The sequence below is a fragment of the Bradyrhizobium sp. Crot121 genome (assembly GCF_059512385.1).
Window position 1 is genome coordinate 41,410 of sequence record NZ_JCAMOR010000064.1, and the last position, 6,853, is coordinate 48,262.

Consider the following 6,853-nt stretch of genomic DNA (forward strand, 5'->3'; position numbering starts at 1 on the left):
CATGCTCGGCAGCTTCGATTTCGACGTCATCCGCCGCTCGCTGCCGTACCTCTTCGTCGACGGCATGACGTTCACGCTGACGCTGACCGCGCTGTCGGCGCTGGGCGGGTTGGTGTTTGGAACGCTGATCGCGCTGATGCGCTTGTCCGGCTTCAAGCTGCTCGGCCGCATCGCCGGGCTCTATGTCGATTTCATGCGCTCGCTGCCGCTGGTGCTGGTGATCTTCTGGTTCTATTTCCTGGTACCCTATATCGGGCAGTGGCTGACCGGCGCGTCGCGCCCGATCAGCGTCGGCGCGTTCGCCTCCTCGCTGATCACCTTCATCATGTTCGAGGCGGCGTATTTCTCCGAGATCATGCGCGCCGGCATCCAGTCGATTTCGCGCGGCCAGCCGGCGGCGGCAAGCGCGCTCGGCCTGACCTACGCGCAGAGCATGCGCTACGTCGTGCTGCCGCAGGCGTTCCGCAACATGCTGCCGGTGCTGCTCACCCAGACCATCGTGCTGTTCCAGGACACCTCGCTAGTCTACGTCCTGTCGATCCCGGATTTCCTCGGCGCCGCCAGCAAGGTGGCGCAGCGCGACGGGCGGCTGGTCGAGATGTACCTGTTCGCGGCAGTGGTCTATTTCACCATCTCCTGCCTTGCCTCCTTCGGCGTCCGCCGCCTCCAGGCGCGCATCGCCATAGTTCGGTAGATAGTCATGCAGTTGAAATTTCGAGGCACGCACCTCTTCACCTCTCCCATAGGGAAAGGTCGGATCGCACAAGCGATCCGGGTGAGGGGCTCTGCTCTATCGAGGGACCTTAACCCCTCACCCGGCGCTGCGCGCCGACGTCTCCCTTCGGGAGAGGTGATCTCGCGGCAACAGTTGAGCCAGGCATGATCGAACTTCGCCACGTCAACAAATGGTACGGGCCGACCTTCCAGGTGCTGAAGGACTGCACCACCAGCGTCGCCAAGGGCGAGGTCGTGGTGGTCTGTGGCCCTTCGGGATCGGGCAAGTCGACGCTGATCAAATGCGTCAATGCGCTGGAGCCGATCCAGGGCGGCGAGATCATCCTGGACGGCATCAAGGTCAATGATCCCAAGACCGACCTGCCGAAGCTGCGCGCGCGGGTCGGCATGGTGTTCCAGCACTTCGAGCTGTTTCCCCATTTGCGGATTATCGACAATCTCTGCCTGGCGCAGGAGAAAGTGCTCGGCCGCAAGCACGATGAAGCGGTGGCAAAGGGGATGAAGCTGCTCGATCGCGTCGGGCTGAAGGAGCACGCAAAGAAATATCCGGCGGAGCTTTCCGGCGGGCAGCAGCAGCGCGTCGCGATTGCGCGGGCGCTGGCGATGGACCCCGTCGCGATGCTGTTCGACGAGCCGACCTCGGCGCTCGATCCGGAAATGATCAGCGAGGTGCTCGACGTGATGGTCGACCTCGCGCGCGAGGGCATGACCATGATGGTCGTCACTCATGAAATGGGCTTTGCCAGCAAGGTCGCCCATCGCGTGATCTTCATGGATCAGGGCGAGATCGTCGAGGATGCGCTGAAGGCGGATTTCTTCGGCAAGCCGCGCAGCGACCGCGCGCAGAAGTTCCTGTCGAAGATCTTGCAGCATTAATACCGCCGTCATTCCGGGGCACGCGAAGCGTGAGCCCGGACTCCGTTCAGCCGCTTGCGCTGGCGGGGAAATGGATTCCGGGCTCGATGCTGCGCATCGCCCCGGAATGACGCCGAGGGTTTGATGGCCTGGAAGGTCTATCGGCATCAACGAATTGCGTATAGAAACCTCATCGCATCACTACGTCCGGGAGACTTCGCTTGGAAAAGATCGCTTACGTCAACGGCTCCTATGTACCCCTTTCGGAGGCCAAAGTGTCGGTCCTCGACCGCGGCTTCCTGTTCGCCGATGGGATCTACGAGGTGGCCGCCGTGCTCGACGGCAAGCTGGTCGACAACGCCTCGCATCTGGCGCGACTGGAGCGCTCGGTCGGCGAGATCAGGCTGGAACTGCCGGAAACCATCGCGCGGATCCAGGACATCCAGAAGGAGCTGGTGGCGCGCAACAAGCTCGTCAACGGCATGGTCTATCTGGAGGTGACCCGCGGCGCCGATACCGGCCGCGATTTTGCCTTTCCCAAAGGGGTGAGGCCGACGCTGGTGATGTTCACCTCTGAGAAGGACATCGTCGGGGCGCCCTCGGCCAAGACCGGCATCAACGTGATCACGGTGCCCGACATCCGCTGGGAGCGGCGCGACATCAAGAGCGTGGCGCTGCTGGCGCAGGTGCTGGCCAAGCAGGCGGCCGCCGAAGCCGGCGCCGGCGAGGCCTGGATGATCCAGGACGGCAAGGTCACCGAGGGTGGTTCGTCCTCTGCCTTCATCCTGACCCAGGACGACGTCATCGTGACCCGACAGAACGGCAGCGAAATTCTGCCCGGCTGCACCCGTAAGGCCGTGGTGGCGCTCGCCGAGGAACGCCAGCTCCGCGTCGAGGAGCGCGCCTTCTCGATCGAGGAGGCGCTGGCCGCCAAGGAAGCCTTCATCACCAGCGCCAGCCTGTTCGTGCAGGCGGTGGTCGCCATCGACGGCAAGAAGGTCGGTAATGGCAAGCCCGGCCCGATGACGGAGCGGCTGCGCGAGATCTATGTGGAGTTCGCCAAGGCGACCGCGGTGTAGCATGTCACCCTCGTCATTGCCGGGCTTGACCCGGCAATCCATCTCGCTGCGGAAGAGTCTTTTTTGATGGATGCGCGGGTCAAGCCCGCGCATGACGAGGGGGTGCGCGCGGCAATCCTAATGCGCGCCGCCGCCGGCCAGCGCATTCGGCTTCTTCAGGAGCGCCGCGGCGAACAGCGCGACGATCAGCGCGACGCCCATCACGTAAAAGGTGTCGCTGAAGGCCAGGATATAAGCCTGCTTCTGCACGATCCTGCCGACTGCGACGATAGCGCGGTGCGTGGCATCGGCATGGTCGGCGACGCCATGGCTCATGAAATATTGCGTGAGCTGCTCGATCCGCGTGCGGGTCGCCTGCTCCAGCAGCGAGACCGACTGCATCAGCACGTTGGAATGATACTGCTCACGTTTGGTCAGCAGCGTCTGCAACAGCGCGATGCCGACGGCGCCGCCGAGATTGCGCATCATATTGAAAAGCCCGGACGCCGAGCCGGCATTCTCGGCCTCGATCCCTGCAGTCGCGACCGCCGACAGCGGCGCCATCACCAGCGCCTGGCCGACGGCGCGCACGATGTTCGGCCAGAACAACTGGTCGGTGGCGTAGTCATTGGTCATATAGATGTTCATGAAATTGGAAGCGGCGAACAGCGTGAAGCCGACGCCGATGATGATGCGCGGGTCGAAGCGCTGCATCAGGCGTGGCACCAGCGGGATCAGCACGAGCTGCGGCAGCCCGGTCCATGCCAGCACCATGCCGATCTGCTCGGCATTGTAGCCCTGAATCCGTGACAGATATTGCGGCAGGATGAACACCGAGCCGTACAGCGCGGTGCCTAGCAGGAAATTGGCCAGCATGCCGAAACCGAAGTTGCGGCGGAGCAGCAGGCGAAGGTTGAGCAGCGGCTTGTTCGCGGTGAGCTCGATCACGATGAACGCCACTAGCGCCACCGCCGCGATGACGGAGAGGCGGACGATGAAGGGCGAGCCGAACCAGTCGTCCTTGTTGCCCTCTTCCAGCACCGTCTGCAGCGCGGACAGGCCGATCGCCATGGTGATGATGCCGGGCCAGTCGCCCTCGCGCAGAAGCGAGAGCTTCATTGGTTTTGCTTCCAGCGAGAAATAGAGCATGCCGACCATGATCGCACCGGGCACCAGGTTGACATAGAAGATGTACTGCCAGCCCCAGTTCTCGGTGAGATAGCCGCCGATGGTCGGGCCGATCGCCGGCGCGAACGTCGCCGACAATGCGAATATGGCGAGCCCGATTGGCTGCTTCGCCTTAGGTAGCAGCGCGATGATCAGTGTGAACGCCAATGGGATCAGCACGCCGCCAGTGAAACCCTGCACGGCGCGCAGCGCGATCATCTGCGGCAGGTCGTGCGCGAGCGCGCAGGCCGCGGAAAAGACAAGGAACAGAACAGCATTGGTCAGGAGATAGCGCCGGACCGAGAACACCTGCGCGAGCCAGCCGCTCAGGGGGATCACCACGATCTCGGCGACCAGATAGGAGGTCGAAATCCAGCCGCCGTCATCGATGCCGGCGCCGATCGCGCCCTGGATGTCCGCCAGCGAGGCGTTGACGATCTGGATGTTGAGCACCGCCATGAAGGCGCCGAGATTGGCGCCGACCACCGCGATCCAGATTTTTGCGGGGATAGCCGGTGCGGCGGCGGGTTTTGGGCTGAGGTCCGCGGAGGACGCGGCGTTGAGCGTGGGCTGTAGCGTGGTCATTAGTCTCGTCCGCAAGCGCGTGATGAAGCCGAATTGCTTCCGCGATCGATGCTGCACTCCTCTCCCGCAAGCGGGAGAGGAGAACTCGCCGCTAGCCTCCGTCCGGCCGCGCGGCGCTGGCGGCAAGTCGGCTCTTCGCTTCGCGCTCGGCCAGCACGGTGGCCTTGGTGTCGACGGTCGGCACTGCGGACATGCCCGGGCGCAACAGGCCCTTTAGCCTGATATCATCGAGTACGATCTTGACCGGCACGCGCTGCACGATCTTGGTGAAATTGCCGGTGGCGTTGTCCGGCGGCAGCAGCGCGAATTCGAGTCCGCTCGCGGGCGACAGACTGTCGACATGGCCGCGCAGCTTGGTGCCGCGGAAACTGTCGATCTCGACTTCGACCGGCTGGCCGTTGCGCACATTCGTGAGCTGGGTCTCCTTGAAGTTGGCGACGACGTAGACGGCATCGAGCGGCACCACCGCCATCAACTGCGTGCCGGCCTGAACATATTGTCCGACCCTGAGCGAGCGTGCGCCGACGGTGCCGTCGACTGGCGCGGTGATCCGCGTATAGCTGAGGTTCAGCGATGCCTGCTGCTCCACCGCACGGGCGCGGTCGAGCTGCGCGACCGCCTTGGCGCGTTCGGTGGTGAGCACATCGACCTTGCGCTGGGCGGCGAGCAGGCCGGACTTGGAGTGCTGCAATTGCGCGTTGTTGGCACGGAGCGCGGCGTCGGTCTGCTGCGCGCGCTGTACGGTGCCGGAGCCGGTCTTCATCAGCCCCTCGTAGCGAGCCTGCTCCTCCTGCGCGAATTTCAGATTGGCTTCGGCGGCGGCGACGTCGGCCGTGCCCTGCTCGATGATCGGCTGCTGCTGGGCGAGCTGGGCATCGAGGTTGCGCACCGCAGCCTCGGAGGCCTCGACATCGGCGTGGGCCTGGGCGAGCGCGGCGCGGAGATCGCGGTCGTCGATTTCGGCCAGCAACTGCGCGGCCTTGACCGGCTGGTTATCGCTGACCAGCACCTGTGCGATATAGCCGGAGACCTTCGGCGAGACGATCGTGGAATCGGCCTTCACATATGCGTCATCGGTCGATTCGAGGTAGCGGCCGGTGGTGAGATAGTCGTAGCCGAAATCGGCAATGCCGGCGACGCCGAGCACGGCGACCAGCGCCAATGCCGCCCGCCTGATCACCAGCCGCGACGGGCGCAGGCTTATTTTCTCTTTTGTATCAGTGACATAGGATGTCGTCGACATGGCTACCCCGAATACGTTTAGGCGCGCCTCCCGGGCGGGAGGGCGCCAAATCCGCGACATACATGCGATTTCTCCAGCGCTGTGATAATCCCGCCAAAACTGGAAGGATTATCCAGTGAGAGCAAATAATCGGGAACTCGCGCATGGACCGGTTGACCAGCCTGACGGCCTTTGTCCGGGTGGTGGATAGCGGCGGCTTTTCGGCCGCCGGCCGCCGCCTCAACATGTCCACGACCATGGTCAGCAACCACGTCCAGGCGCTCGAGGACCGGCTCGGCGTCCGGCTGCTCAACCGCACGACGCGCAAGGTGAGTCTCACCGAGGTCGGGCGCACCTATTACGACCGCTGCGTGCAGATCCTCGCCGACATCGAGCAAGCCGACGACATCGCCGGCGCGCTGCATTCGACGCCGCGCGGCACGCTGCGCGTCTATACCCATACCCACACGGTGCCCTATGTCGCGCCCGTCGTCGCCGAATTCCTGAAGACCTACCCGGAGGTCAGGGTCGATCTCTCGATGGGCGAGCGCACGGTCGACATGATCGACGAGGGCTTTGACGTGGCCGTGCGCATGATCCGGCCGCCGGATTCAAGCCTGATCGTGCGCAGTCTCGCCACCTGGCGCCACGTGCTGTGCTGCTCCCACGACTACATCGAACGGCACGGCGCGGTGCATGAGCTTGCCGAGCTCAGCGAGCGCGATTGCGTGCGGCACGTAAACTATCCGTACCAGGACGAGTGGCGGTTCATCGACCGCACCGGCGCGCCGGCATCAGTGAAGGTATCCGGCCGGTTCACCACGAACAGCGGCGAGGCGCTGCGCATGGCGGCGCTGCAGGGGGCCGGCATCTGCCTCGCAGCGGGCTTCCTGGTTCACGGCGATCTCGAAGCCGGACGGCTGGTCCGCCTGCTGCCGGAATACCGGCCCGTCGAGCTTTCGTTGAACGCGGTCTATCCACATCGCCATCATCTATCGGCGAAGGTGCGGACCTTCATCGACATGCTGGTCAACCACAGCGCCGAGCAGCAGAAGCTGATCGACCCCTATTCGTAGTATTGGGAAGCGTAGGGTGGGCAAAGCGCAGCGTGCCCACCATTCACGGGTGGTGGTGGATGGACGGTGGGCACGCTGCGCTTTGCCCACCCTTCTGTAACGGGCCTTGCTCAGTCAATCCCTTTTTGCGTCATCCGCTCGCCGGGGTCTCGCTT

General features: G+C 64.0%; 6 protein-coding genes. 4 read left to right on the forward strand and 2 right to left on the reverse strand.

Going from position 1 to position 6,853, the window contains the following annotated elements:
• The first annotated feature begins 1 nt into the window (after nucleotide 1).
• From AC5ZGW_RS35190 to AC5ZGW_RS35200, 3 genes are all read left to right on the forward strand, one after another.
• Nucleotides 2-694, forward strand: coding sequence for an amino acid ABC transporter permease (locus tag AC5ZGW_RS35190; protein WP_028168055.1), 693 nt, complete (start codon nucleotides 2-4; stop codon nucleotides 692-694).
• A 185-nt stretch (nucleotides 695-879) separates the two neighbouring features.
• Nucleotides 880-1,611 (forward strand): amino acid ABC transporter ATP-binding protein, encoded by a 732-nt coding sequence (locus tag AC5ZGW_RS35195; protein ID WP_130229200.1) that lies wholly within the window; start codon nucleotides 880-882, stop codon nucleotides 1,609-1,611.
• A gap of 200 nt (nucleotides 1,612-1,811) precedes the next feature.
• A complete protein-coding gene (locus AC5ZGW_RS35200) occupies nucleotides 1,812-2,669 on the forward strand; it encodes a D-amino-acid transaminase (protein WP_028168053.1) in 858 nt (285 codons plus the stop codon).
• 117 nt (nucleotides 2,670-2,786) lie between these two features.
• Here the strand turns inward: AC5ZGW_RS35200 and AC5ZGW_RS35205 are convergent, their stop codons facing one another.
• Together AC5ZGW_RS35205 and AC5ZGW_RS35210 are read right to left on the reverse strand one after the other, a co-directional pair.
• On the reverse strand, nucleotides 2,787-4,400 hold the full coding sequence (locus AC5ZGW_RS35205) for an MDR family MFS transporter (protein WP_130229201.1): 1,614 nt from the start codon (nucleotides 4,398-4,400) through the stop codon (nucleotides 2,787-2,789).
• 91 nt (nucleotides 4,401-4,491) lie between these two features.
• A complete protein-coding gene (locus tag AC5ZGW_RS35210; protein WP_130229202.1) occupies nucleotides 4,492-5,643 on the reverse strand; it encodes an HlyD family secretion protein in 1,152 nt (383 codons plus the stop codon).
• Nucleotides 5,644-5,786: 143 nt separating this feature from the next.
• On the opposite strand from AC5ZGW_RS35210, the gene AC5ZGW_RS35215 reads away from it, so the two are divergent.
• A complete protein-coding gene (locus AC5ZGW_RS35215; protein WP_130229203.1) occupies nucleotides 5,787-6,698 on the forward strand; it encodes a LysR family transcriptional regulator in 912 nt (303 codons plus the stop codon).
• Nucleotides 6,699-6,853: the final 155 nt, after the last annotated feature.